The organism is Paenibacillus sp. VMFN-D1, assembly GCF_003386155.1.
GTDB lineage: Bacteria > Bacillota > Bacilli > Paenibacillales > Paenibacillaceae > Paenibacillus_AQ > Paenibacillus_AQ favisporus.
This window is the reverse complement of sequence record NZ_QRDU01000002.1, coordinates 326874-349945: the sequence shown is the minus strand read 5'-3', so window position 1 is coordinate 349945 and position 23072 is coordinate 326874. Positions and strand designations below refer to the sequence as shown.

General features: G+C 51.2%; 30 protein-coding genes and 2 pseudogenes. 6 read left to right on the top strand and 26 right to left on the bottom strand.

The features are described from left to right. Positions 1 to 44 precede the first annotated feature (44 nt). The 5 genes from C7820_RS17050 to C7820_RS17030 form a co-directional block, all read right to left on the bottom strand. Positions 45 to 1013, bottom strand: a complete 969-nt coding sequence (locus tag C7820_RS17050; protein WP_181909096.1) for a phosphotransferase family protein — start codon at positions 1011 to 1013, stop codon at positions 45 to 47. A 23-nt stretch (positions 1014 to 1036) separates the two neighbouring features. Next, on the bottom strand, positions 1037 to 1786 hold the full coding sequence (locus C7820_RS17045) for a protein-L-isoaspartate O-methyltransferase family protein (RefSeq protein WP_181909095.1): 750 nt from the start codon (positions 1784 to 1786) through the stop codon (positions 1037 to 1039). A gap of 48 nt (positions 1787 to 1834) precedes the next feature. Beyond that, entirely contained in the window at positions 1835 to 2401 is a 567-nt protein-coding gene (locus C7820_RS17040) for a histidine phosphatase family protein (RefSeq protein WP_116232070.1), read from the bottom strand. 284 nt (positions 2402 to 2685) lie between these two features. Beyond that, a complete protein-coding gene (locus C7820_RS17035; protein WP_089545644.1) occupies positions 2686 to 3201 on the bottom strand; it encodes a dihydrofolate reductase family protein in 516 nt (171 codons plus the stop codon). After that, positions 3198 to 4139 carry an alpha/beta fold hydrolase gene (locus C7820_RS17030; protein WP_258875289.1) on the bottom strand — a complete coding sequence of 314 codons (942 nt, stop codon included), beginning with the start codon at positions 4137 to 4139 and terminating at the stop codon, positions 3198 to 3200. The genes C7820_RS17035 and C7820_RS17030 overlap by 4 nt, the downstream gene beginning before the upstream one ends. 189 nt (positions 4140 to 4328) lie before the next feature. Here C7820_RS17030 and C7820_RS17025 point away from each other — a divergent pair, with 189 nt between their 5' ends. Next, positions 4329 to 4676: a winged helix-turn-helix transcriptional regulator gene (locus C7820_RS17025; RefSeq protein WP_076173319.1), complete on the top strand. Its 348-nt coding sequence runs from the start codon at positions 4329 to 4331 to the stop codon at positions 4674 to 4676. Positions 4677 to 4804: 128 nt separating this feature from the next. Here the strand turns inward: C7820_RS17025 and C7820_RS34110 are convergent. Continuing rightward, positions 4805 to 4969 (bottom strand): annotated as a pseudogene (locus tag C7820_RS34110) (class I SAM-dependent methyltransferase); the annotation flags it as partial. A 111-nt stretch (positions 4970 to 5080) separates the two neighbouring features. Next, the gene (locus tag C7820_RS17015; protein WP_116232068.1) at positions 5081 to 6445 is read right to left on the bottom strand and encodes a PD40 domain-containing protein; all 1365 of its coding nucleotides are present in this window, start codon (positions 6443 to 6445) and stop codon (positions 5081 to 5083) included. Between the two features lie 341 nt (positions 6446 to 6786). Here C7820_RS17015 and C7820_RS17010 point away from each other — a divergent pair, with 341 nt between their 5' ends. Next, complete coding sequence (locus C7820_RS17010; protein WP_116232067.1) at positions 6787 to 7704, top strand: aldo/keto reductase; 918 nt, start codon at positions 6787 to 6789, stop codon at positions 7702 to 7704. Positions 7705 to 7753: 49 nt separating this feature from the next. On the opposite strand, the gene C7820_RS17005 is transcribed toward C7820_RS17010, so the two are convergent. The 5 genes from C7820_RS17005 to C7820_RS16985 all read right to left on the bottom strand — a co-directional run bounded on the left by C7820_RS17005 (position 7754) and on the right by C7820_RS16985 (position 10654). Then, positions 7754 to 8230, bottom strand: a complete 477-nt coding sequence (locus C7820_RS17005) for an SRPBCC family protein (RefSeq protein WP_116232066.1) — start codon at positions 8228 to 8230, stop codon at positions 7754 to 7756. A gap of 23 nt (positions 8231 to 8253) precedes the next feature. Continuing rightward, positions 8254 to 9264 carry a serine hydrolase domain-containing protein gene (locus tag C7820_RS17000; protein ID WP_116232065.1) on the bottom strand — a complete coding sequence of 337 codons (1011 nt, stop codon included), beginning with the start codon at positions 9262 to 9264 and terminating at the stop codon, positions 8254 to 8256. Between the two features lie 33 nt (positions 9265 to 9297). Continuing rightward, the gene (locus C7820_RS16995; RefSeq protein ID WP_116232064.1) at positions 9298 to 9738 is read right to left on the bottom strand and encodes a hypothetical protein; all 441 of its coding nucleotides are present in this window, start codon (positions 9736 to 9738) and stop codon (positions 9298 to 9300) included. A 163-nt stretch (positions 9739 to 9901) separates the two neighbouring features. After that, positions 9902 to 10210 carry a hypothetical protein gene (locus C7820_RS16990; protein WP_258875288.1) on the bottom strand — a complete coding sequence of 103 codons (309 nt, stop codon included), beginning with the start codon at positions 10208 to 10210 and terminating at the stop codon, positions 9902 to 9904. Between the two features lie 87 nt (positions 10211 to 10297). Then, positions 10298 to 10654, bottom strand: a complete 357-nt coding sequence (locus C7820_RS16985; RefSeq protein ID WP_116232063.1) for an NUDIX domain-containing protein — start codon at positions 10652 to 10654, stop codon at positions 10298 to 10300. 206 nt (positions 10655 to 10860) lie between these two features. Between C7820_RS16985 and C7820_RS16980 the strand changes: the two genes are divergently transcribed. Next, on the top strand, positions 10861 to 11130 hold the full coding sequence (locus C7820_RS16980; RefSeq protein ID WP_116232062.1) for an excalibur calcium-binding domain-containing protein: 270 nt from the start codon (positions 10861 to 10863) through the stop codon (positions 11128 to 11130). Between the two features lie 100 nt (positions 11131 to 11230). Here the strand turns inward: C7820_RS16980 and C7820_RS16975 are convergent, their stop codons facing one another. The 6 genes and pseudogenes from C7820_RS16975 to C7820_RS16955 all read right to left on the bottom strand — a co-directional run bounded on the left by C7820_RS16975 (position 11231) and on the right by C7820_RS16955 (position 14287). Next, positions 11231 to 11626 carry a VOC family protein gene (locus C7820_RS16975; protein ID WP_116232061.1) on the bottom strand — a complete coding sequence of 132 codons (396 nt, stop codon included), beginning with the start codon at positions 11624 to 11626 and terminating at the stop codon, positions 11231 to 11233. Positions 11627 to 11761: 135 nt separating this feature from the next. Next, positions 11762 to 12364: a dienelactone hydrolase family protein gene (locus C7820_RS16970; RefSeq protein ID WP_116232060.1), complete on the bottom strand. Its 603-nt coding sequence runs from the start codon at positions 12362 to 12364 to the stop codon at positions 11762 to 11764. Between the two features lie 48 nt (positions 12365 to 12412). Next, positions 12413 to 12757 carry a nuclear transport factor 2 family protein gene (locus C7820_RS33870; RefSeq protein WP_258875325.1) on the bottom strand — a complete coding sequence of 115 codons (345 nt, stop codon included), beginning with the start codon at positions 12755 to 12757 and terminating at the stop codon, positions 12413 to 12415. Positions 12758 to 12781: 24 nt separating this feature from the next. Further along, positions 12782 to 13324, bottom strand: a pseudogene (locus C7820_RS33865) (O-acetyl-ADP-ribose deacetylase); the annotation flags it as partial. A gap of 98 nt (positions 13325 to 13422) precedes the next feature. Then, positions 13423 to 13860, bottom strand: coding sequence for a GNAT family N-acetyltransferase (locus C7820_RS16960; protein WP_116232058.1), 438 nt, complete (start codon positions 13858 to 13860; stop codon positions 13423 to 13425). 217 nt (positions 13861 to 14077) lie between these two features. After that, positions 14078 to 14287 carry a KGG domain-containing protein gene (locus tag C7820_RS16955; RefSeq protein WP_076173330.1) on the bottom strand — a complete coding sequence of 70 codons (210 nt, stop codon included), beginning with the start codon at positions 14285 to 14287 and terminating at the stop codon, positions 14078 to 14080. Positions 14288 to 14644: 357 nt separating this feature from the next. Between C7820_RS16955 and C7820_RS16950 the strand changes: the two genes are divergently transcribed. The 3 genes from C7820_RS16950 to C7820_RS16940 all read left to right on the top strand — a co-directional run bounded on the left by C7820_RS16950 (position 14645) and on the right by C7820_RS16940 (position 18192). Further along, entirely contained in the window at positions 14645 to 15820 is a 1176-nt protein-coding gene (locus C7820_RS16950; RefSeq protein WP_116232057.1) for an AGE family epimerase/isomerase, read from the top strand. Beyond that, complete coding sequence (locus C7820_RS16945) at positions 15817 to 16998, top strand: glycoside hydrolase family 130 protein (RefSeq protein WP_116232056.1); 1182 nt, start codon at positions 15817 to 15819, stop codon at positions 16996 to 16998. The genes C7820_RS16950 and C7820_RS16945 overlap by 4 nt, the downstream gene beginning before the upstream one ends. Before the next feature lie 177 nt (positions 16999 to 17175). Next, positions 17176 to 18192: a substrate-binding domain-containing protein gene (locus tag C7820_RS16940; protein WP_116232055.1), complete on the top strand. Its 1017-nt coding sequence runs from the start codon at positions 17176 to 17178 to the stop codon at positions 18190 to 18192. Positions 18193 to 18245: 53 nt separating this feature from the next. On the opposite strand, the gene C7820_RS16935 is transcribed toward C7820_RS16940, so the two are convergent. From C7820_RS16935 to C7820_RS16905, 8 genes are all read right to left on the bottom strand, one after another. Next, entirely contained in the window at positions 18246 to 18791 is a 546-nt protein-coding gene (locus C7820_RS16935; RefSeq protein ID WP_116232054.1) for a GrpB family protein, read from the bottom strand. An 86-nt stretch (positions 18792 to 18877) separates the two neighbouring features. Further along, positions 18878 to 19018 carry a hypothetical protein gene (locus C7820_RS33490; protein WP_181909093.1) on the bottom strand — a complete coding sequence of 47 codons (141 nt, stop codon included), beginning with the start codon at positions 19016 to 19018 and terminating at the stop codon, positions 18878 to 18880. A gap of 43 nt (positions 19019 to 19061) precedes the next feature. Further along, positions 19062 to 19634, bottom strand: a complete 573-nt coding sequence (locus tag C7820_RS16930) for a GNAT family N-acetyltransferase (RefSeq protein ID WP_116232053.1) — start codon at positions 19632 to 19634, stop codon at positions 19062 to 19064. 37 nt (positions 19635 to 19671) lie between these two features. After that, positions 19672 to 20442: a nucleotidyltransferase domain-containing protein gene (locus C7820_RS16925; protein WP_116232052.1), complete on the bottom strand. Its 771-nt coding sequence runs from the start codon at positions 20440 to 20442 to the stop codon at positions 19672 to 19674. A 53-nt stretch (positions 20443 to 20495) separates the two neighbouring features. Beyond that, positions 20496 to 20906 carry a hypothetical protein gene (locus tag C7820_RS16920; RefSeq protein ID WP_116232051.1) on the bottom strand — a complete coding sequence of 137 codons (411 nt, stop codon included), beginning with the start codon at positions 20904 to 20906 and terminating at the stop codon, positions 20496 to 20498. A 16-nt stretch (positions 20907 to 20922) separates the two neighbouring features. After that, entirely contained in the window at positions 20923 to 21309 is a 387-nt protein-coding gene (locus C7820_RS16915; RefSeq protein WP_116232050.1) for a tautomerase family protein, read from the bottom strand. Positions 21310 to 21358: 49 nt separating this feature from the next. Beyond that, positions 21359 to 22291 (bottom strand): cysteine synthase A, encoded by a 933-nt coding sequence (cysK, locus tag C7820_RS16910; protein ID WP_116232049.1) that lies wholly within the window; start codon positions 22289 to 22291, stop codon positions 21359 to 21361. Between the two features lie 136 nt (positions 22292 to 22427). Continuing rightward, entirely contained in the window at positions 22428 to 23009 is a 582-nt protein-coding gene (locus tag C7820_RS16905) for a DJ-1/PfpI family protein (protein WP_116232048.1), read from the bottom strand. Positions 23010 to 23072 lie beyond the last annotated feature (63 nt).

The following is a 23072-nucleotide window of genomic DNA, read 5'->3' as shown; positions in this document are numbered from 1 at the left end:
CCGGCAGTTGTGTTGTGCTCAGGGGAAAGCCTTGGAGCAGCAGATTAAGCCGAGTCCCGCTCGAGCGACAGGCTCGTCAGGCACCCTTTTAAGCTGGTGATCGCTTCTTCCTTTTGTGCCAGCAGCCGGTCCTGCGGCCAGACGCTGTCTCCCCGTTTCAAGTCGCCTGAAATCAGGAGCAGCATCCAAATAGAAAACACGGTGGAGAAGCGGCAGTAATCGCGGATAAAATCGCCAAGATCCCACTCTGCGCCATACAGCGCCGACTGAGCTACGTAATAGGTCAGGAGCTTTTCCCGATCTTCAGCGGTCACCTGTTTCGGAAACAAGGGATGCGACATGTCGATGAGATGATACAGGTCCCAGAACGGGGTATTCAGGTGGGCATGCTCCCAATCCATGATGTACAAACGGCCGTCAGCCGCAACGGCATAGTTGCCCAGATGCAGGTCCCCGTGGGATACCACCTTTATTTTCGGGAGAGCCCGGCCCTCCGCAAAGCTGAGTATCATGCCGTCCAGCTCCCACGGCTCGCCGATTTCGTTCATGACTGTCACCGCCTCATCCCGTCTGTTCATGAGATCGGCGGCGATCTGCTCGATCTGCGGCTTAGGCCCCGACCCGCTCAAACCCTCCCGGCGCTCCTCCGGCAGCGCATGCCACCAGGCGATCTGCTGTACCACTTTCATGGCGGTTTCTACATCGTACTCATGTCGAAGGGGGCCAAGGTCTTCAAAAATCGTCCATCCCTCCTCCCCGGCTCCTTCCTCCGAAGAGGCGAGCAGCGCCGGGTAAATGTCCGGAAAGCCGGACAGCATGTGCCGGTAAATCCAGGCTTCCCGGTCCACGCTCTCCCCGTTGGTCAGCGGCTTGAAAATGTAGCTGTGCTGCCGATCCGGGTAGAACCGTTCCACGAATTTTCCGTTCATGCCTTGGTACAGGGCTTCCCGCTTCCACAGCCCCTCCCCGCTCAGCGTTCCGTTCGGCAGAACGAATTGGCTCAGGTTGTACATTAAAAACTCCCCCTTCGGCTTGTTTACAAACCGATATATTCGAAGTCCCATGCGTCAAAGCTCACTTGGTCCGTCCATGTATTTTTTCGGTTCGGATTCCGAAGAGCCCTGATTTGTAAACGATCGATGTCGAAGTCAGTTTGGACCCCATTCGGCTTGCCTGACTTTAGAACAAGCTGCTCAGCGGATGGCGCCATCCTCATAAAATTGCCTTTCATAAGACTAAGACTGACTAGTGAATGCTCCGAAACTTTGTTAAAAGCGACCACGTAGGCGTCACCAAGCGCTTCAAGATCGAGCGGCGCAACCAATATTCCGCCTATACCTAGCTGATCGATCCAAGGCTGCGGAAGAAACGGCGGCTTCGCTGCCGCTATAATTCTATCGTAGGGAATTGACTGATGATATCCGTAAAACCCGTCACCGCAGATGACTTTTACATTTCTGATTCCCGAACTGTCCAGCTTCGCCTTTGCCCGTTTGGCAACAGACGGATCCACTTCGACCGTATGCAGGGTCCCTTCCGGACCGATCAAGTTGGAGATAAGTGCCGCATTGAATCCGCTTCCGGTTCCAATTTCAAGGACGCGCTGTCCCTTCTGAACCTGAAGACACTCAAGCATTTCCGCCATAAAACGAGGATTGGTGCTTTGAATGACCCGGGAACCGTCCTGGTGGAAGAGAAACTTGGCTCCGTCGACGTGCTCAAACGCATTTAGGATAGACGGTGATACATGTAAGCCATCCAACTCGATAAGATGATTGGGATTCATCCTCATTCCTCCCACATGAATTTTTATCAGGTGAGTAATTCTGCTGATTTATTCATACATCGCCCGGTATACGCCCGCTTCTCCCAGAAAGTCCTTCCGGGTCAGCCCCTGTTCGCCAAGGAGCATGCGATAATTCGTAATCGTCCCGTCATGGGAAACGATGATAACATGTTCCGCCTGTGCCTTGCACCAATCCAGCAGCTGTCTCCCATAGGTCTCGAAGGCTTCCTGTCCGATGCGGTTGATCCCTTCTTCCCAAAGGTCCAAGCCAAAATCCACGATCACGGCATCTGGAACCGCCTCGCGAATCTCGTCCTTCGAATAGATTTGATCGCAGACGAAGGGCGAATACGAAGGATCTTGCGGGAACATACGCGGCCCTGCCAGCGGAGAGATCACAAAAGGACCGTCTGACAGCAAGATCCTCGCTGTTTCGATGGTACGTTTAGTCGGGCTGACGACAACCTGCTCATTACCGTTCAGCAATAAACGCCCCCGCAGCTCATTCACCTGTGACTCTCCATACAGCGTTAACCCGGGATGCAGCATGTTCAGCTGGTTAGGATAATCCAGCAAATGCTCCCCGTGCCCATGACGGACAAATACGACTTCCACTCTGATGCCCCCGATTCTAAAAGAAGGATATGAGCTTACACTTATATTTCGTTCTCCGATGTCCGTTGTGATGTGGATCTATTTTAGCATGGATTTTAGGGAGCAGACTCACCATTTTTAAACAAAAACTGCTTGTATAAGTTGAATAATTAAAATGGATGATGGGGGCAAGTACGTAAAATGTCTCTGCATCACTACCGTCACTACAAAAAAAGAAAGCTTCCTCCCGATGCATCAGGAAGAAGCTTTCCTTATCGTCCGCTTATTTTACACTTACACTGCATCTATAACGAACCCTTGACCGCATAATGCAGCTGCACCACACCGGATCCCAGCGGTTTACAATCCAGCAGCTCCACATCTTTAAATTGATATTCATGTTGGTCCGTGACCAAGTTCAGCCCTTTTCCTTCCAGCACCGGAGCTACATTGAACACCAACTCGTCGACAAGACCGCTTCCCAGAAAAGCATTATGCAACTCGGCCCCTCCCGCCAAAAGCGCGGTGGAATGCCCCCGGCTCGCGAGATACTGCAGTGCCTCTTCGGGAGAGCTCACGACCGTCACGCCTGCGATCTCCTTGACACGCTTGGTGACAACCACTATATCTAGCCCTTCAAAAACCGCTCCACCGCCGCTGGCCTGCATCCCCTCAAAGGTTCTGCGCCCCACGATAAAGTTCCCCGATCGTCCGGCATGGGCCGTAAAATCGGCCAGAGCTTCCGGCTTCGGCGGGTTGTCAGGCCCCGACTGCGCATAGTTTCCGTTGGCGGACAGCGCTGCCCAAAGAATCGTTTTCATATGGATATCCTCCTCGATTTCGTCTCTGTCAATTTAATCGTGTTCGGCCGCTTCGCTGCGCCATTTGTTCTTTCCAGTACTCTGCGGATGGACGCCGCCACCCGGTCCGGGCGGTCCTCCTGCACATAATGGGATGCATCGCTCAAAGCTTCCGTTTCGTGCATTCGCAAAATGCCCTGCCAGCGCTGCATTTCCTCTACCGGAAAACCGGCACTGTCCTTCAGTCCCCACAAAATTTGCGCAGGAATCTCCGCGAGCAGAGGCAGTCTGGATTCAATTTCAGCCAGCCACGGTCCGGCTTTGCGAATGCTTCTAGGGAACACCCAGGTCGGTTTGCGAAGCGCCGGGGTAGGAAAAGGATCGGTATACGCCTTCCTCAAGGCTGCCGTGACCTTCTCCTTATGGTGAATGCCGCCGGGCACAATCGTATGGGCAAAAAAGTTCCGCTGAGTCTGAAGCCAATATCCGAGCGGCCAGCCTCCCATGGCCATCGAAAACAGCTTCATCGGCAAGATCTTGGCCGGCCATGCCCACGTATTCATGAGGACGATGCCGCGTATGTTGTCAGGGTGATGCACCGCATAATGGAGCCCAACCGGTCCGCCCCAATCCTGAACGACGAGGACTACATGTTGCAGATCCAGCTGCTCGATCAGTGCCGTCACTGCTTCCGCATGTTCCTGGGGTGTATAGCCATAGCCCGTAGGGGCCTTTGACATCCCGAAGCCGGGATAATCCGGCGCGATCAGCCGGCACTGGCCGCTCAGCTCTTTGATCACATTCCGGTACAAATAGGACCATGTGGGGTTGCCATGCAGGAGCACGACAACCGGCCCCTCGCCTTCATCGATATAATGAATCATACCGTCCCGGTAAGGCAGCCAATGATCCTGAAACGGATATTCCGAATTGTCTACCTCAAAGGGTCTTTGCATCATATTTCTCCTATCTTCTCAATGGGTATATTCCAAGACTTGGATCCAGCAAGCCCGATAATCGATTATGGGTCGGGACCGGAATTTAATGGAATCCGTCCCCTTTCCTAAGATTAGTCGACTGTGGTACATTTGAAAAGTAGTTACATTTAAGTGCACTAGTTTCAAAAAATGAACTAGGAGGGTTTCATCATGATCGATCCCAAATGTCCGGATACGATTACCCCGGTCATCGAATTGCTGGAGGGAAAATGGACGCTCCTGATTCTGCGCGACCTGTTTAACGGGTTACATCGTTTCGGGGAGCTTCGACGGTCCCTGCATCCCATCAGCCCGAAAACGCTAACCGACCGGCTGCGCCTCCTGGAGGAGAATCACATCGTCACGCGGACCATTTTTTCAGAAGTGCCGCTGCATGTGGAATATGAGCTTACGGATAAAGGCCGGCGCCTTCAGCCGATCTTTGCCGCCATGCGGGAGTGGGCCGAGCAGCCCTGTCCAACGGCGCATACAGCGGAATTGCAGGAAGCCCAGGCCTAAATACAAGAACCCCCTTCCAAATGGAAGGGGGTTTTTAGATCTTACAGTTGGTATCTGCAAACGCAAAAACTCAAGCCGATTTGGACCAGTAAGCTGCGCGATTCAGTTCCCAAGAAAGTGCTGCTACTTCAAGGCTTAACTGCTTGATACATCAATTTCTGATTATTGCTGGTCGGCTTAGTTCCATCCTTAAAATCTGCATTGACGGTTACATTTGAAAAACCAATGTCTTCAAGAATATAAATGAACTCCTCAACCCCATACCAGCGTAGTGCAAAACGCTGCAGCTCCGTTAGGAAAATATTAGGCGAAGGAATGTTTGTGTATAGTTAAAAATTACCTGACTTTTTAGGTAATCTGCACGGAGGCTGCTGCGGTCGATTGTTCATTTAATCCTCAACTGGCTAAAGGAATGACAGCTGCCCGCCAATTTGACGGATGTGGTTGACATCGGCCCACAGGATAAAATAATTGTAGAACGTTTCCCCGATTTGGACAGGACGGGGATACCTCACAATGAGGGCGGCCTGTTTATTCATTTCCGCTGGTTGGTCGACCGAGGGAAAAATAAAGCAGGCCTCTCTGGTTTGTATTGTCTGCATGACAATCCGAGGAGAAGAGCCGTAAGGCATCAATGGATGAAAAGCTTCGGAGCTGCATACATCGGCAATCCTGTCGCCGGCTGAAATCGCAGATACCTGAAAAAAACCGTCTGTCCCTTCGGCTCTCTCTTCGCTGACCCGGCGCCAGGTTGCGGGATATGGAAAGGATACCCTGTACACGGAGCTTGTGTAGATGTTTTCCGGAACCCTTCTGACGCGAGGAGACCACTGCAAGGCAGTAATCCGGCCGCCGCTGAGGACCTTCACCGGCATCATCCCGCCAATATCGACTATCCAGATCTGACTTGCGCTTGCTGCACCTGCACAACCAGATAAATACGCGATTTTGCCGCCGTCCGGCGACCAGGCAACAGGAGTGGCAAAACAGTCGGAAGCGGCCAACGTTCTTTGATTCTGACCGGTACGGCTATCGATTTGGATGAGAGAATAATAGTTTGGCTCCTTATAAGCGGTTGCGCTATAGGCGATGCTCCGGGAGTCCGGGGACCATGTCGGTAGAAAGTTTTTGGCAAGCGGTCCGCCCTTCAGCCTGTAGATGGTGCCGCTGGCCAGATCCACCGTCGAAATGATGGAGATACTGACACCGGGGAACGTATAAAGAGCAAAGGCTCCGTCCGGAGAAAGCCGAACGTCATGTAGCGGTCCGTCCGTATTTTGCGTGATTTGTCTCCGATTTGTCCCATCAGTCCGGATGCGGAAGAGCTGGGTAATGCCGGTGGTATCCGGAGCCGCGAACAGAAGCTCCGTACCTGAAGGAAACCACTGGACATCGCTGGCTCCCTCCTCAGGGATGGCATAGCTTCGATGTGAGAATGTATCATAGATGAGGATCCGCCCGTTTTTGACATACGCGAGAAAACGGCCGTCCGGGGACCAGTCCAGCAGCGTGTATGGTTCGATTTGGTCGATCCTTGCGACAGCAAGCGTCACCGTATCCAGCAGGTGAACCACGTTGCCAATGCCGATGAAAGCGATACTCCTGCTGTTCGGAGACCAATAGGGAACCGAAAATTCCGCACCAAGCCCTATCGTAAGTTGAAAATGAAGACCGTCCTGCGGTCGGTAAAGCCAAATGTCGAACGTTCCACCGCGGTCCGACGTGTAAGCGATCCTTCCTTGAAGGGGATCGTGAGAAACAGCTTGCAAGTGCCAACATCCTCTCCTGAATCATCTTATACTTCAGTTGTATTCAGTGAAAGGTGGTTAGGCAACTGTCCCATAGTTAATTTCGCGTGATTCAAGGCTTCTCCCGATTACTCAGTGAAACTCATCTTCTTGATAACCAAGTCTCCCCAACTCATAATCTGTGATTTTCATCATAAAAAGACTTGAATCCTGCCACACGCGGTGTCATTATAAACAAGGGACTGTCTGCAAAACTATTCATCACTAGATCACGCTTACTAGAGGAAACTTCAGCAGGAAGCCGGAACTTTCGTGTTGGAGTCGAAACATCCAAACCCATATGAATACGGAGGACAGGATTCATGAAAACGATTAAGCTTGGCAGCAGCAGCTTGGAAGTACCTGTAGTTGCAGTAGGCTGTATGCGCATCAACTCCCTGGACAAAAACGAAGCGGAGCGTTTCGTGCAAACGGCACTGGAGCAAGGAGCCAATTTCTTTGACCATGCCGATATCTATGGCGGCGGTACATGCGAGGAAATTTTCGCAGACGCCATCCATATGAACAGCGACGTCCGTGAGCAAATCATTCTTCAATCCAAATGCGGTATCCGTCAGGGCATGTTCGACTTTTCCAAGGAGCATATCCTGAATTCGGTGGACGGCATTCTGAAAAGACTGAAAACCGACTACTTGGATGTTCTGCTGCTGCACCGTCCGGATGCATTGGTGGAACCGGAAGAGGTAGCCGAAGCGTTCGAGCAGCTGGAATCCTCCGGCAAAGTGCGCCATTTCGGCGTATCCAACCAGAACCCGATGCAAATCCAACTGCTGAAAAAATTCGTGAAGCAGCCCATTGTAGCCAACCAGCTGCAGCTCAGCATCACGAACGCCACCATGATTTCCGCCGGTATTAACGTGAACATGGAAAATGAATCGGCCGTGAATCGTGACGGCAGTGTCCTGGATTTCTGCAGACTGAACGACATTACGGTTCAGCCCTGGTCGCCTTTCCAATACGGCTTCTTCGAAGGCGTGTTCCTTGGAAACGACAAATTCCCGGAATTGAACCAAAAGATCGACGAAATTGCCGGTAAATACGGCGTAACCAATACGACCATCGCTATTGCGTGGCTCCTCCGCCATCCGGCCAACATGCAGCCGGTCATCGGCACGATGAACCTTGAGCGTCTTCAAGACTGCATCAAAGCAAGCGATGTGACCTTGACCCGCGAAGAATGGTACGAAATTTACCGCGCAGCCGGTAACATTTTGCCGTAAATCATTGCATAACGGCCGCTCGTGCATATGGCCCGAAACAGAAGCAGCCTCAAGTCGACGACTTGGGGCTGTTTTCGTTTTCGATGAGTGCCTTGAGCGTCCGTTGACGGTAGCGGATAAAGGCTCTCATGTATTTTTCCAACACGAGCGCATCAAACATCCGCCCAACCCATCCGAACGGAGCGCTGAAATCGAGAATGTCCCTGACCAGCGTTCCTCCGGCAACCTCCTCAAATTCATGGCGGTGAGTCAGATGGCGAAAGGCCCCCTTTTGCATCTCGTCGGTAAAAGAATAGGGCTTATCCATCTCGGTCACCTTCGAGGTCAGCCGCTGCCGAATCCCAAAGTGCCTTGCTTCGAACACCACCGTGTCGCCCGCCTCGAGCAAACCGCTCATCCTTCCCGCGACGACCCGCTCATGGGTATGCGGCCAGACCGTCCGGGAGTGGTCATCCACATTTCGGGAGACGTCAAAGCAGACGTCGATCGGGGCATATATCATTATTTCTTCTTGTATCGTCGACATACTGTTCATCCTGTCATGATGGTTTAAAATGTCCTGAGCAAATCGCCCGCCATATTTCCGAACTGACGGATATCCGCTAAATAATCGTAATCTTCCGAATTGCTGAGCTGGTTATACATCCGAACGACCACCGCATCATACTCCGGAATGACGAGGCAGGCGCATCCAGTAATTCCAAGCACCTGGTAGGCTCCGCCAGGCAGCCGTTCGCCTAGCTGGTTCAAGGGAGTGTCCCGCTGCAGCCACCAGATGAATCCGTTGAGCGGCTCATGAGCCGGCAAGGATTTCGGGGTTTGCGGGGAAACGATACGACCAAATACGCTTTCGGGAATCAGCTGGTCCCCTCCGACGTTTCCTTTGTTCATATGAATCGCACCCCAGCGTGCCAAATCCCTTGCACTGGCAAATAAATTGCTCTGGTCCCCCGCCGCGCTATCATTAGGTCCAACCCAGGCGTCCGGAACCTCATAATAGTTGTAGATCAGCTCTTCCCGCTTTTCCGTTCTCCAGCCTGTTTCGTGAAGCCCGTAAAGGTCGAATACGTTTCTTTGCATGTATGTACTGAGTGGATATCCCGTTAATTGATGGACCAATTCGATGAGCAGAGCGATGCCTGTATTTCGATAGGCCCAATCGCTGCCGGCAGGAAATTCACGAACGAGCTTGCCCTGCATTTCCGTCAACCCGTGGGTATGAGTAAGGAGGTGCCTCAGCGTCACTTCTTCAGCTTGTGGGATGTCCTTATCTAAATAACGACAGATCGCATCGTCAATGCTGTGAATTTCCCCCTGTTCGATCAGCAGGCTGATGGCAAGGCCCAAATACGTTTTGCGAATGGAGGCTACGTTGAACTGAGTTTTCTCGTCTACAGGTCGGGAATCCGGTTCGGATCCATGCCTTCCGCCGTACCATTCATTCACCACTGTATCCTTATGAATAATATAGACTGCCGCCGCCGTAGCTCCGATCCTGTGTTGCACCTGATGGACATAATCATTCAGGGGTTGAAAGTGGCTGCTTCGAGTATGTTTCAATGGAATTCCCCTTTATCTTTGATAATTCTAGGGCTAGTACACCATCAATCCTTCGATCCCTCTAAATTGCGAAATTTCCTCCCGGTCATCCGTCTGGATCCACGCTTCATGCTCATGGGCGATATTAACAAGCCAAGGCTGACCGCCTTTAAAAAAGCATAAATCCTCCAACAAATTCGGCCACACCCATTCATACAGGCCATCAGCGGACTCCAAGATCAGCTTCTCCAATGGCGGCTGGCAATCAAAATAATATACGTCGGCATAATGCCCAAACAGTTGGGTTCCCGGCCAAGCGTCCTGCTTTTTGACCGTTTTGACGTATGGCTTTAATCGTTCGGCCAGCGCCTCCATTGCAGGCGTTAGCGTTAGTTGATCCTTTTTGACCAGAATGAATTCATCGCACACACGGAATGCCATCGAGATCAAACCCTCATAAGCTCTGCCGCGAGGTTCCTCTAAAATGTATATCAAAAGCTCCCCCCCCTGCTTACCGTTCCGGCATCGTATTAAAAAAGTTCTTCCCCTGGATCATCCAATACCGTTCCGCTTCCGGCACCAGTTCCAAAAAATCACGATATTCCCCGCCCCATCCCTCGGGGACATAATGTTCGAAGGACATCGGTTCCGGGAACAGCTAATACAGCAAGCGGTCGTCGAAATGGACGTAAAGGGCCGGAACAAACTCGAGAACCTCGTCTTGATGCTGAAAAGAGTCCTGCAAATCCACGAGCATTTGAGAGAGCTCCGTTGAAGGCACCCGAAAGTCCGAGATAAGACGGAAAAATTCCGCTGCCGTGGTTTCATCCAGCACTTCAATACCGAAGCGGTCTTCCATTTCCACATTCAAAAACCAGTATTCCCTCTCCGTTATGTACCAGCTCCACTGGTTTCGAAAAACCACACCAACGATAATATTGTGGGCGTATTCAGGCATTAATTTCATGCTGTTCTCCTAACGGTTACAAGATGGTTCTGCCAAAAGACAGGCTCTTTCGTTCTTTACTACCATGCTACTCTATTTCCATGATACTCACCGAATCATTCCATGAAATACGTCAAGCGGGTAGAACTCTTTCCGTAACAACCGCCTGGTGATCTGCTTGATGACTTTCGCTTCCCGCAGCTGTTCATCCGGCTGATGGAGCAGCGTATCGATGGCAACCCACCGGCCATCCATAATTTCATCATTCTGCACTCTTAAAGCGTCACCCGCTGCTTCGCCGACAAAATGAAACAGGATCACCTGCTGACCACTGGTGCTTCGAAACGGGTACACACCAGTAACCGCCTTCAGCCGTACGTCCAGTCCAGTCTCCTCCTTAACTTCCCGAACAGCGGTCTCGGCCAAATCTTCCCCCGTCTCCCGCGTCCTGAAGGAAAGTTCCACAGACCATACGCGGAGGCCTTCTTCTCCTGGATCATGAACACCTCTCCGTTCCGCAGAACGGAAACGCTGGCGACAATGATGTTTTCTTCTGAGCTCATTCCATCTCTCCGTTTATGTTCAATTTTCCCCTCCAAATTCCCGTTACCGCATGCTATGATAGCGATGGGCCTACGAACCATAATAGACGAACAGGGGTGATTTGGAGAATGAAAAAAAGCATTTTACTTTCTCTAAGTGTGATTCTATGTACTGGGATCAGTCTGGGCACCGTCAGTCATGCGCAAGCGGCAGGTCAAGTGAAAAAGTACCAGAACTGCGCTGAATTAAACAAAGATTACAAGGGGGGCGTCGCCCGCTCGGCTTCTGTCAAAAACAAAGGCGGCAAGACCAAATATAAGCCTTATGTTTCTAAGGAGCTCTATGACGCCAACAAAAGCAAGGACCGGGACAAAGATTTGATCGCGTGTGAAAGATAACGAACAGATTATGAACAGTGTTCTAGCAGCATGATCCCTTAACTATGAGGTCGTGCTTGTTTTCGTTTTGACCCGTTCTAAGATGGCCGCATGACCGGCTCTAGTAAACCAGCTCGCAATCCCGATGCTCCCATACGTCAAACAGGTTGCCGTCCAAATCCTCGAGTACGAAAAACTTTCCGTACTTTCCTTCGTCGCTTAGGTTGCCTACCTTGACATCCCCGGCCTGTAACCGGCTGTGCAGCGACACGATATCGTCCGAAAAAAAGGTGATGACCCAGCGCTTTCTACCGTTCACTTCGAACACCGCTCTCGAATCGTGCTCACTTTGGATCAGATCAAGAATCGGCCGGTTCTCTCTGAACAAGCTCAGATAACCGTCACGCTTATTGCGAATGTTAAATCCGAAATGCTTCACAAACCATTCCGCCGATTTCTCCACGTCTTTCACCGGGATAACATTATAAGTAATCCCCAGGATTCGCCCAGATTCCATATCCGAACCTCCCATTTGGAATTTATACCCAAATACATTTCACAAGAATGTATGTTCGCATGTAAAGCAAAAATATTAGATATCAATCTGTGGTCCCGATCATACTCGGCTCGCTGTCATCTGCCGAAGCCTCGACTACATTTTCCCCTTCGCTATCCACTGCAAAAAGTCAAAGCTTCTCTCCAGACATGCCTGATAGGCTTGGGGAAGGTAGCTTTTGGAGTAAGGGTTCATGAAACCATGCGCCCCTTCGATGACGTGGACGTGCGTGTTCTGACGATGCTCCAATTTTACAACGAGCTCTGATACGTTAAAGGATTTTTCGTTCCTTGCAAAAAACAATAAAGCCGGGCACTTCGGCTCCGTTTCGGCGTAATTGCGAATTCTTGATCCGTAAAATCCGACGATCCCGTCGATTTCGGATGCACTGCACAGCCAGGCAATGGTTGCTCCAATGCTGAAGCCGACGATCATGATGCAGTCATATTGATCCCGGTGATCTCGTACCATTTGCCTCACTTCATCAGCGGCTCGGTCAAAGCCGATCTGGCTCACAAAATAGGAGTAGGCCTCTTCTTCTTGTTCATATGGAAAAGGCTCCCGTTTCAGCAGGTTCGGGGTCAGCACCTTGTAACCCGCCTGGGAGACCTTATCGCGAAAAGCGAGAATATGCTCGTTAAGCCCATAGATTTCATGGAGTATGATGACCAGTGCCTTTCTGGATGTTTGAAAATTCATGTTTGCCATCTCTTTCTATAGTAAATAATTAGAGCTCTGCTATCGTGATTAGCTGTAGTCCTCGATAAGAGACAGCTTTCCATCCCTGACCGTAAAGACCGACCTTCCCTGTAACCGAATGGTATCCCCAGCCTTTACACCGTCAGGAAGATCTGACGCCAGCACACCCGTGTAATCAATGTCCGCCTCAAACCGGCCGCCTATCTCCCGAAGCTCCAAGATCGTTTGATGTCGGATCGAAAACAGGGCTGCCGCCTTTTCCGCCAAAGCCCGAAATGGCTGCAGTCCATTCGTTTCCACCGAAACCTCGTTACCGACGATATTTCTGAAAATGACATCCGGATGAAGCACACTTAACATCCCCTCGATGTCAAATGTGTTATAAGCTTCGATATAATGGCGAATGAGCAGCTCGGCATCCTGTTCTAACAGCTTGCGGTAAATCTCTTCATTTTCCTTGTCAAAGCAAACGAACTGCACCTTCTTGATGGAGGTCTGCGGATGAGCCGATAGAAACTCCTTTACCGCACGGATGGCGATCGGCGCTGCCAACGTCTTGGGAAAACCGTAGATTCCCGTGCTAATGTTGGGAAAAGCTACGCTTTCCAGCTCGTACTGATCAGCCAGTTCCAGCGATTGGATATAGCAGCTGTGCAGCTTGGCCTCTTCCTCATACTGTCCGCCGTTCCACACGGGCCCCACAGTATGAATAACATATTTGGCCGGCAGCCGGCCAGCCGTCGTGATCACGGCTTCACCTACGGGGCAGCCTCCCTGTCTAGCCCGGATTTTCTTGCAATCCTCAAGAATTTCGCTCCCGCCGGCACGATGAATGGCCCCGTCGACGCCGCCCCCGCCCAGCAGGCTCGAATTCGCAGCATTCACGATGCCATCCACTTCAGCGCGGGTAATGTCTCCTTGGATTAATTCAATCACGGTAGATTGAAAGTTTCGTTCCATGCATCGTTCTCCCTTCCGCCTGAATCTTCCAGCACGGGGAGGTCGTGATAGACGTTTTTCCCCATTCCCCTCACCCTCTCTGATCGATACGGACCGTTTTATACGGAGCCGCCCTTATCCATATTTCTGATGTAATCCGCCATGCGCCGCATCATTTCCATTCTTGTAAAATGGTATTGTTCGTATAAACCGTGCGCATCTTTGGTAGCAAGCAGGCCGTTCAAATCTTTGAACTCATCGGCATTGGTAATCGTGCCGACCAGCTTTTTCCCGATGCCGTGCCCCCTATACTCCTCATCCACAAACACGTCGCACAACCAATACATCGTGGCCCCGTCAGTCACGACCCGCGCAAAACCGACCAGCCTGTCTCCGATATAAGCCCCGTAGCAAATGGAATTTTCGATCGACTTCAGGATTCTTTCCCTGGGCCGTTTATTCGCCCAATAGCTCCGCGACAGAAAATCGCAAACCTTATCCATGTCCAGTTTCGACTTATCGGTGCTGATCACCAAATCTCCGTCAATATTTTCCATATATATCCACCCTTTATGTATTTAAGGGCAATAGTATCAAGTCTGATTCCAAAGTTCAATCGTTTTTTTGCAAAACAAAAAGAATAAGGCCCGAGATTTCTCGGGCTTTATTCTTAGGCTTGGGTTCTACGGATCGCCGGGTCCGGTTTTCCTTTCGAAAAGCCGACTTTAAGCGCCGTGTACCCTCATGTCATTTTTAATTTAGGGGGTCATCGTATTAATCGTTGTCACGCTGACGCGCACGGGCTTCGCCGCCTTTTTCACCGATTTTACGATAAAAGTCCTTGTCATGCGACTCGGCTGTAGCCTCTCCGCCTTTGCGGCCGATTTCCTGATAAAATTCTTTGTCATGATTTTTCGCCGTGGCTTCTCCACCCATACGGCCTCGTTCTTCCGGACTCATTTTGCCATTTTGGTTATTTGCCATGATCAATCACTCCTCTGAATTTTTGGGAATTTAATTTCCTTCACGACATGTATTTAACCGCATGAAAAAATATTAAACAGGTTCTCTTCCCGTTTACCTTCATGAAATTTTTACCTTTTTCCCGAGCGACTTAATCTATTACCAATTACCTAAACGTTTAAGTTATTCAACGCCATACTAGGCACCTTTTTCTGTATCACCCTATATTCAAAAAAAGGGAGCGTCCCCACACTCTATCTGCTGCGGTTTCTTGTATAACTTCGTCATTTCTCTTTTCTCATTGACAATATCGTTACCGGATTATTAATATTAATTTGTAAAGTTAACGATAACTTAATAAAGGAAGTGTGTTGGGCGTTGAAATCCATTGAACAGGAAATCCGCAGGGAATGGACCGAGCATATCCTCCCCTTTTGGGCGGGATTGCGGGATGACCGACATGGGGGATATTACGGTGAAGTGAGCGTAGACCTGCAAACAGACACCCAAGCTCCCAAGGGCGGTATCGCCACCGCGCGCCAGCTGTGGTCTTTTTCCGCAGCTTACCGGGTAACCGGCGATGAGATATGGGCATCCCATGCAAAGCATGCCTATTCGTTTTTGAAAGACCGGCTCATTGACCGGGAGTACGGCGGTATTTACTGGATGGTCGATCATGAGGGACAGCCGCTGGACACGCGCAAGCATGTGTATGCCCAGTCTTTCGCCGTCTACTCGCTCAGCGAATACAGCCGGGCCACCGGCGATGCGGAGGCGCTTGAGCTGGCACGCGAGCTTTTCGGGCTGATTGAAGAGAAGGGATACGACACCGGCATTCAGGCTTATAAAGAAGAGTTTGACCGCGAGTGGCATGAGCAGCCAAACGAAATGCTCAGCGAAAATGGAATTAACGCGGACATCACGATGAACACCACCATCCATGTGCTTGAGGCGTATACGACACTGTATCGCGTATGGCCGGATCCCCAGGTCCGCTCCGCACTGGAGAATTTGCTGTCCATGCTCTACAACCGGATTTATGATCCAGAGAAAAAGCGTCTGAACGTATTTTTTGACCGCAGCTGGAACTCCCTGCTGGACCTGACCTCGTTCGGTCATGACATTGAGGCCAGCTGGCTCATTGACGATGCGATGAAAGCCATCGGTTCCGACCATGCCGATTACGCGAAGATGGTGGTAGACATCGCTTATCAGATCGCCGATACCGCAGTTTCGGAAGACGGCTCCCTGATGAACGAGCAGCACGGGGACCGTATCGACGATACCCGCATTTGGTGGGTTCAGGCCGAGTCTATGGTCGGTTTCTACAATGCCTATCAGCGGACGGGCGATACCCGTTTTCTGGATCTGATCGACCGGATGTGGACGTATACGAAGACCCATATCATTGACTCTAGAGGCGGCGGCGAATGGTATTGGTCGGTTCAGGCGGACGGGCAGCCGGACCGCCGCGAAATAGCCGGACCTTGGAAGTGCCCTTATCATAACAGCCGATTTTGTATCGAAATGATTGAAAGGATGAATGAAGCATGATCCATGAAAAATATGCCGAGCTGGCTTCCCGCCAGGAGGAACTGTTGTCCAGGCCCAATGAGCGGAATACGGAGTTTTACAACGGAGTCTATGACCGATACAAGTACCCTGTGATCACCCGCCACCACGTACCGATCCATTGGAGGTTTGACCTGGATGCGGAGCGCAATCCGTTCTTTATGGAGCGGCTGGGCATTAACGCCACGCTGAACCCGGGAGCTATTTATCACGATGGTAAATATATTCTGGTCGTACGGACAGAAGGTCTGGACCGCAAGTCGATATTCACCCTAGCTGAGAGCAAGACCGGAATCGATAACTTCCGTTTCGTGGATCAGCCGCTGGTCTGGGACGATATCGACCCGAACGAAACGAATATGTACGACATGCGCCTCGTCAAGCATGAGGACGGCTGGATTTACGGGATCTACTGCTCCGAGCAAAAGGACCCGGACGCACCGGCTTACGATACGTCGAGCGCTGTAGCGCAGGCCGGACTTGTCCGCACCCGGGACCTCAAAACCTGGGAGCGTCTGCCGAACATTCAGACCGGTTCACCGCAGCAGCGGAACGTGGTGCTTCATCCGGAATTCGTGGACGGCAAGTATGCGTTCTACACGCGTCCACAGGACGGCTTCATTTCCACCGGTTCGGGCGGCGGGATTGCTTTCGGGTTGTGCGATAACATCCTGAATCCGGTCATTGACCAGGAGACGGTGATCGATGAGCGCCGGTATCATACGGTGTACGAAGTGAAGAACGGTCAAGGGCCGGCTCCCATCAAAACCGACCGCGGCTGGATCCACATCGCCCACGGCGTCCGCAACACGGCGGCGGGTCTCCGCTATGTCCTGTATACCTTTGCAACCAGCTTAGACGATCCTGCCAAGGTTATTGCCAAGCCAGGCGGCCACTTCATCGCACCGTACGATGACGAACGCGTCGGGGACGTTTCGAACGTGATTTTCTGCAACGGAGCCGTCGTCAACGAGAAGAATGAGGTCTTTATTTATTATGCTTCAAGCGATACCCGCATCCATGTGGCCACAACGACGGTAGACCGGCTGGTCGACTACACGTTCAACACGCCGGCGGATGAGTTCCGTTCGCTGGATAATGCTGCCCAGCGCGCCAAGCTGATCGCACAGAACGAACAGCTGCTGGGCGAGCGCGCTTAAGTTTTAACCAACACTGTACAACCCGGCCTTATTTAGATACATCTTTCTTTATTCGTTTGCCAAAGCAGGCTATACTTGTACTATATGATGTATGGAGCGTCCGGCTGCCGCAAGGCAGCCGGCGTTCAATGTAACGGACCTTTTTCGAATAACCAATTGTTGTAAGGAGATGGTGGAATGAACAAGCATATCACCTTGCGGGACATCGCCGAGCGAATGGGCGTCAGCAGCGTCACCGTCTCAAAGGCTTTGAATGACAAGGAAGGCGTCAGCGACGAATTAAAGGAGCGGATCAAACAGCTCGCGGACGAAATGGGGTACCGCATCAACAAAGTCGCCAAATCGATGAAAGAAGGCCTAACCTATAACATCGGTGTCGTCATTCCCGAGCGTTTTACCGGACAGACACAGTCTTTTTACCTGAAAGTGTACCAGCAGATTTCGATGGCCCTTGAGCCCTACGGCTACGACGGCATTCTGCATATTTTGTCCGCCGAAGACGAGAAGCTGCTCCACCTGCCGCGCATCTACTATGACCGCAAAGTGGACGGATTCATCCTCCTTGGCCAGATCAGCAAGCCTTATATCGAAGCGCTGGAGCATATGGAACAGCCGAAGCTGTTTCTCGACTTTTATGACGAGCATTCCGACATCGACTCGGTGACGACCGACAATTTCTACTGTGCCTATGAAATCACGAACTATCTGGTCCAGCAGGGACACCGGAAGATCGGCTACGTCGGCAATCTGTATTCGACCAGCAGCATCCAGGACCGATACCTGGGTTACTATAAATCTTTGCTCGAGCACCGAATCCCGTTGAACGACCGCTGGATTGTCAATGACCGTGATGAGGAAGGAACGCTGATCGATATGGAACTGCCGGAGGATATGCCTACCGCCTTCGTCTGCAACTGCGACCGGGTTGCCCATTTGCTCGTCCTCAAGCTCAAATCGCAGGGTTACCGTGTACCCGAGGACTGCTCGGTCGTCGGGTTTGATAATGATGTGTTCGCTACCCTGACTGAACCGCACCTGACGACAGTAGAGGTCGATACGCCGCAAATGGCCCAGACCGCCGTCCATTCCCTGCTGAAGAAGATCAGCTCGCCGGAAATGCGCTTCGGCCGCGTTCTTGTTCAAGGCAAAATCATTTACAGAAACTCCGTCAAGAAAGCAGGCTCTACAGATTGAGTCGGACCGTGATCCCACCTTACGATGCTGCGGCATGCTGATCTTCCGCTTCGCTATGCATCCGATCTCGGCGGCGTCCAGCCGGCCGCTTGCGACCAATCATGCGCTCTCTGCAGAATCTCCCATACAACAGGCCCTTTCCCCTCCACATATTTCTCACGTTCGTGCTGAAACCGCTGCATCAGGCGATGCTTCTCGGCCGCATAACGCTGGCAGTCTTGGGGATGCTCGCGCAGATAGTCCCGGAACAATAGGGTCAGCTGCTCGGACCAGCTCCCTGCCTGCCGTACATGGATATGCGTTCTGCGAGTGCCGGGAACTTCACGAAAGTATTTTTTCGTCAGGTCGGGATTATCCTCCCTGTGCACAAAACCGACAGACTCCATCTTGTCCCGGTAACGCGCAACATCCTGTAATGCCGCTACCGACACCTGAACATCAATGATCGGCTTCGCATCCATCCCGGGAATAGAGGTCGATCCCACATGGTCGATTCGCACGGCCGCCTCCCCCAAGGCTCCTCTTAGTTTCATCCCTAATTCAGAAAAGAGATGTCTCCACGCCGGATCGTACGGCGCAATTCTCCACTGGTTTTCCATATCTGGCTCCTTTCCTGGCGACAACAAAGAGAGGAATCCACGCAGGACGCCTCTCTGTCTTCATTTGGATCGGATGCGTGCCGGCGTTACTCCCTGCTGCGGTCGCTTAATTTTTCGCTGATCTCCCGCAAGGTTTGCTGCAGCGCATCCATCTTCTTCAGGCTTGCATATTGGTTACTGATGATGGCAACCAGAGCGATCAGCAGGATGACAAACAAAAATAGCATGTGATCGTCCTCCAATCGTTATAACTGCTGCTCCAAGTTATTCTTAGACACTCCATTCTGTATCCTGCCGCAAAATGGAGTACATCCGTTGATCCACAAACTGCCCCTTAATCTTCAGCTGCTCCCGGAGCACTCCCTCGAAGCTCATCCCGAGCTTCTCCATCACCCGGTAAGACCCCGGATTGCTGGCGTTGCATCTGGCTTCCAGCCGATGGAATCCTGCTTGGACAAAAGCGTAATGCACGATCTCCCTCGTAGCTTCCGTGATAATCCCCTGACTCCAATAAGCTCTGGCCAACGCATAACCAATCTCGGCTTTTTCATGCACCGGATCAACATGGATGAGGCCAGTTCTGCCTATCAGTTTACCACTGGCTTTCTCGACAATCCCCCAATGGATCGCCTGCTTCATGTCAAACCTTTGATTGACTCTGGTTAGATAATCGCCGGTCTCCTCTATGGAATGATGCCGGTCCCACACGGTTTCAGCCGACACATCCGGATCGCTTGCGAGCTCAAAGTAATCTGGAGCATCGGAGAGTTCCAGTCTTCGAATCCAAAGCCTCGCCGTTTCAAATGTTGGGGGACTCGAAAATAGTTTTCCTGCATCCATCATCCATGGGCCTCCCCATTCTAAGCACTCCTCTTAGGCATTAGCTCCAAACCACCTTCAAGTACTTCCGAAATAATTCATCCAGCAGCGGCGTCGGATCTTGGAGTTCTGTCTTAAAGTCCTTCAAAGAATCGATTACATGCTCCATTTCGGCTTCGATAAAGTCATTGATGCGATCGATCCGCTTTTCATAATCCAGTTCCTCCCCAGCCATCTTGCGGCTTAAGAGCGAATGAATTTCTTCTAAAAGGGACTCATCCGAAATTAAATCCGCAACGAGATCCTGAAAGAGAATCGGAGGACTCGTGTTATACTTTTCGATCCATTTACATGCCAGAATAGGCCGCAGCACATAGAAGTATTTTTTAATCTTCACATGCTCACCGCGCAAATACTCCCGGAAATTCCCTTGGGCCATACTTAGATAATGGTGCATGGAGGCTTTGGGAGAAAACACCCTCTCTTTGATGTCTAACAATTCGTCTTTAAATCCATAGTTTTCATCATAAACGATGTCAGAAACGAGCCACTCCAACAGCGGAGGATTGGACTTTCTAAACAGCTTCAGCGCTTTTCGGATGTCCCACCCGTTGATATCCAGCATATCGTTGATCGGCAGTTCGATAACGTCTCTTTTATCATCGATAGACAGGTACCATTCGGGTCTGTTCACATAGACAAAACGAACATCGTAGTCGCTGTCTTTGGAAGGAAACCCCCATGCACGGCTTCCTGATTCCACAGCGAAAAGAATCTTCACCTGATGCTTCTGTTCAATTTCTGCTAAATTCTGTTTTATGATCTCTTTCACTGCTTGCCTCCTTCCGTCACGTTTGAAAGGAATACTCTGCATTTTGATGCGTTTCAATCGACATCTAGAAGAAATCTTCGAGGAGGTCCTGCCTCCTGCTCAGCTTCAAAATAAGATAGCCGTTCCCCGAAAACAAGGACGGATGGTTGCCCAAATCCAACAGCAGCCTGGAGGGCTTCAAGCAAGGGCAGCTTTTTTCCATCAATTTCAACATTCCACGAAATGCAGTAGGAAACATTGTATGCCTTATGATTCAGCAATATTTCGTAAATACGCTGAACATCCGAATTGGGTTTGGGAATTTCTATCATACGCCGAAGAATGAAGAGGTCTTCATATCGATGCGAAAATCGGCTTAATGCATGCTTTCGTTTCTTTTCCGAACTAAGCTCGTAGATCAGTCTCTCTCGAACTTCTTTCCGGCAAAATCGCTTGATAAAGTCTGCCTCAATCTCCCTGTCCATTGCCGCTCCCCTTGCTCTATACGTCCACCCGATAATTGAGATGCAGCTCGTCCCCCGGAAGGCCGCGAATTCCCCAATTCGTTTTCGGTGTTTCAAAAATCGTGATTTCCAGGTCCGAAACGCCGATCCCCAAGGCGGGAATTTTTTCGAAAAGAAGCTGGATCAGCTGCTTTTTCGCGGCAGCCGATCGTCCTTCGAACATACTGATTTCAATAATCGTATATTTGTCGGTGCGGTCACCAGGGTAAATGAAGTCTTCTTGATCCATGAAAAAGAACCGGTGAAACCTTTTATCCTGAGGCAGCTGCAGCGCCCCCACGGCGCAGGCATGAAGCACATCCGAGAAAGCGCTCTGGATCGGCTTCAGTGTGGAACGCAGACCGAAAATTTTAATTTGAGCCATACGTCTCTCCCCTTCCATGAAATAGAATCATCCCGGGATGCTGACTTGGTTATACGTTAGGAAAAAGAGGCGTCGAGAGATATCTTTCCCCTGTATCGGGCAGCAGGACGACGATCCGTTTATTGTGATACTCCGGTCTTTTGGCCAATTGAATGGCCGCGTACACGGCAGCCCCGGACGAGATGCCTACCAGCAGTCCTTCCCATCTCGACAGCGAACGGGCCGTTTCCAGTGCGTCTTCGTCCTTGACCTGGATGATCTCATCGACGATAGACGGGTTGAAGTTATCCGGTATGAAGCCCGCTCCGATACCTTGAATCTGGTGTGCACCCTTCTTCCCTCCGGACAGAACCGCCGAGGTAAAAGGCTCCACCGCCACGATCCGTACGGACGGATTTCTTTCCTTCAGCACTTCGCCAACGCCAGTGATCGTGCCGCCTGTCCCGACGCCGCTGACGAAAATGTCCACATCTCCGCCGGTATCTCTCCAAATCTCTTCCGCTGTCGTCATCCGGTGAATCGCCGGATTGGCCGGGTTGTTAAATTGCTGCGGAATAAAAGAGTTCGGAGTGGATGCCGCGATTTCTTCGGCTTTGCGGATGGCACCGCTCATCCCTTCATTCGCCGGTGTCAGCACCAGCTCGGCTCCAAGCGCAAGCAGCAGCTTGCGGCGCTCCAGACTAAAGCTCTCCGGCAGGGTAATAATCAGCTTGTAACCGAGAGCTGCAGCCGCAAAAGCCAGGCCTACCCCGGTATTTCCGCTCGTCGGCTCGATGATCACCGAGTCCTTGTTCAGCACTCCGCGCTCCTCGGCATCCTTGATCATGGCATAACCGATGCGGTCTTTTACGCTGCCTGCCGGGTTAAAATACTCCAGTTTGGCAATGAGGGTCGCCTGAAGCCCGTGCTTCTCCATCACATGGCCCAGCTCCAGCAGCGGCGTATTTCCTATAAGTTCAGTTAAGTTCTTGGCGATTGTCATTTCCGTTAACACTCCTGAGTATAAAATCCAACTTCCTCCGTTGGTCATTACTTCAAGTTATCATTTCCGGAAAATAAAAACAATCCATGCGACCCGTGAAGCACCTAAGACAGGCTGCTTGCCCGCAATGCTCTGGTCATACCTCTACAATACCGGCGGCTTGGTAAGGGTAGTCGATCTGCTTTTTCACGAGCTGCGCCGCTTCCGTTCCCGCAAATTGTTCAATGACGTATACGCCCAGATCAATCGAGGTGGCCACCCCGCCAGCCGTGATGAAATGGCCATCTTTTACAATCCGGGCTTGAACCACCTCTTCGCAGTATGGCTGCAGCAAGTCGTAGACGTTGGGATGGGTCGTCGCTTTCCGTCCTTTTAGAAATCCCGCAGCTCCCCACAGCAGCGAACCTGTGCATACAGACACTTTGAATTCCGCCGATTCAGCCGTCCGAATCCAGTCGATAAAATCCGCATCCTCCCGCAGCTTTCGCGTTCCCATTCCCCCAGGAATGAACACCAGGTCATACGCCGATAAATCCGGCCGGATTACATTTACGCTGACCCGCATCCCAAGCTCATCCGTCACTTCCTCCGTTAAACCGCAAATGTCCCATGTCGTATCTTTCGTTGGCTCAAACTGCCGCAAGCGGTAGATGACATCATAAAAGCCGACAAAATCCAGAAACGTAACGCCATCGAACAATACCAGCGCAATTTTCAAACCGAATCATCCTCTCAGAAAGGGCAGCCTAGGATTACAGCTATGTGAAACGAACCCCGGGCT

Excerpts from the sequence above, each read along its gene's own strand:
- C7820_RS17050 (WP_181909096.1), bottom strand. The coding sequence starts at position 1,013 with ATGTACAACCTGAGCCAATTCGTTCTGCCGAACGGAACGCTGAGCGGG.
- C7820_RS17045 (WP_181909095.1), bottom strand. The coding sequence starts at position 1,786 with ATGAATCCCAATCATCTTATCGAGTTGGATGGCTTACATGTATCACCG.
- C7820_RS17035 (WP_089545644.1), bottom strand. The coding sequence starts at position 3,201 with ATGAAAACGATTCTTTGGGCAGCGCTGTCCGCCAACGGAAACTATGCG.
- C7820_RS17030 (WP_258875289.1), bottom strand. The coding sequence starts at position 4,139 with ATGATGCAAAGACCCTTTGAGGTAGACAATTCGGAATATCCGTTTCAG.
- C7820_RS17025 (WP_076173319.1), top strand. The coding sequence starts at position 4,329 with ATGATCGATCCCAAATGTCCGGATACGATTACCCCGGTCATCGAATTG.
- C7820_RS17010 (WP_116232067.1), top strand. The coding sequence starts at position 6,787 with ATGAAAACGATTAAGCTTGGCAGCAGCAGCTTGGAAGTACCTGTAGTT.
- C7820_RS17005 (WP_116232066.1), bottom strand. The coding sequence starts at position 8,230 with ATGTCGACGATACAAGAAGAAATAATGATATATGCCCCGATCGACGTC.
- C7820_RS16990 (WP_258875288.1), bottom strand. The coding sequence starts at position 10,210 with ATGAAATTAATGCCTGAATACGCCCACAATATTATCGTTGGTGTGGTT.
- C7820_RS16980 (WP_116232062.1), top strand. The coding sequence starts at position 10,861 with ATGAAAAAAAGCATTTTACTTTCTCTAAGTGTGATTCTATGTACTGGG.
- C7820_RS16975 (WP_116232061.1), bottom strand. The coding sequence starts at position 11,626 with ATGGAATCTGGGCGAATCCTGGGGATTACTTATAATGTTATCCCGGTG.
- C7820_RS16970 (WP_116232060.1), bottom strand. The coding sequence starts at position 12,364 with ATGAATTTTCAAACATCCAGAAAGGCACTGGTCATCATACTCCATGAA.
- C7820_RS16960 (WP_116232058.1), bottom strand. The coding sequence starts at position 13,860 with ATGGAAAATATTGACGGAGATTTGGTGATCAGCACCGATAAGTCGAAA.
- C7820_RS16955 (WP_076173330.1), bottom strand. The coding sequence starts at position 14,287 with ATGGCAAATAACCAAAATGGCAAAATGAGTCCGGAAGAACGAGGCCGT.
- C7820_RS16945 (WP_116232056.1), top strand. The coding sequence starts at position 15,817 with ATGATCCATGAAAAATATGCCGAGCTGGCTTCCCGCCAGGAGGAACTG.
- C7820_RS16940 (WP_116232055.1), top strand. The coding sequence starts at position 17,176 with ATGAACAAGCATATCACCTTGCGGGACATCGCCGAGCGAATGGGCGTC.
- C7820_RS16935 (WP_116232054.1), bottom strand. The coding sequence starts at position 18,791 with ATGGAAAACCAGTGGAGAATTGCGCCGTACGATCCGGCGTGGAGACAT.
- C7820_RS33490 (WP_181909093.1), bottom strand. The coding sequence starts at position 19,018 with ATGCTATTTTTGTTTGTCATCCTGCTGATCGCTCTGGTTGCCATCATC.
- C7820_RS16930 (WP_116232053.1), bottom strand. The coding sequence starts at position 19,634 with ATGATGGATGCAGGAAAACTATTTTCGAGTCCCCCAACATTTGAAACG.
- C7820_RS16920 (WP_116232051.1), bottom strand. The coding sequence starts at position 20,906 with ATGGACAGGGAGATTGAGGCAGACTTTATCAAGCGATTTTGCCGGAAA.
- C7820_RS16915 (WP_116232050.1), bottom strand. The coding sequence starts at position 21,309 with ATGGCTCAAATTAAAATTTTCGGTCTGCGTTCCACACTGAAGCCGATC.
- cysK (WP_116232049.1), bottom strand. The coding sequence starts at position 22,291 with ATGACAATCGCCAAGAACTTAACTGAACTTATAGGAAATACGCCGCTG.